General features: G+C 31.9%; 3 pseudogenes. 1 reads left to right on the top strand and 2 read right to left on the bottom strand.

Annotation, left to right across the window (positions count from 1 at the left end):
• Nucleotides 1-158: pseudogene (locus IDG60_RS01710) on the bottom strand (TetR family transcriptional regulator); the annotation flags it as partial.
• A pseudogene (locus IDG60_RS01705) lies at nucleotides 136-244 on the bottom strand (hypothetical protein). The pseudogenes IDG60_RS01705 and IDG60_RS01710, both read right to left, overlap by 23 nt.
• Before the next feature lie 56 nt (nucleotides 245-300).
• On the opposite strand from IDG60_RS01705, the pseudogene IDG60_RS01700 reads away from it, so the two are divergent.
• Nucleotides 301-527 (top strand): annotated as a pseudogene (locus IDG60_RS01700) (CocE/NonD family hydrolase); the annotation flags it as partial.

Here is a 527-nt window from a genome sequence, read left to right as displayed (position 1 = left end):
TTATCATAATAATGCGTATAAAATGTACTACGGTTAACATCAGCTAAATCTGCAATTTGTTGCACAGTAATCTCTTCTAATTGGTGTTGATGTAAAAGTTCAATAAATGCATTTCTCATTGCAACTTGTGATTTTCTAATACGTCGATCTATAGTCATTTATATCAAGTCCTCCCCATTGATTATAAACAATTATAAACGTTATGTTCATTATCCCACAAATCTCCAACATTGATGATTGGCACACAATGTTTACCTGTTTAATATAGGTGATACAAACAAACAGAAAAAGGTGATAACAATGAACCAACATTTACTAGGAAATCCAAAATTAACTGTAACTCATGTCAATGAAGTGAAAACCGGTATTAACCACATCGTTGTCGACAGTGTTCAATATGGAAATCAAGAAATGATTATGGAAAAAGATGTCACTGTGGAAATGCGCGATGGCGAAAAATTATATATTAATATTTTCAGACCAAATAAAGATGGCAAATTCCCTGTAGTTATGTCTGCAGATACTTA

The sequence above is a fragment of the Staphylococcus sp. EG-SA-2 genome (assembly GCF_017152085.1).
This window is presented reverse-complemented; position numbering and strand designations above follow the sequence as displayed.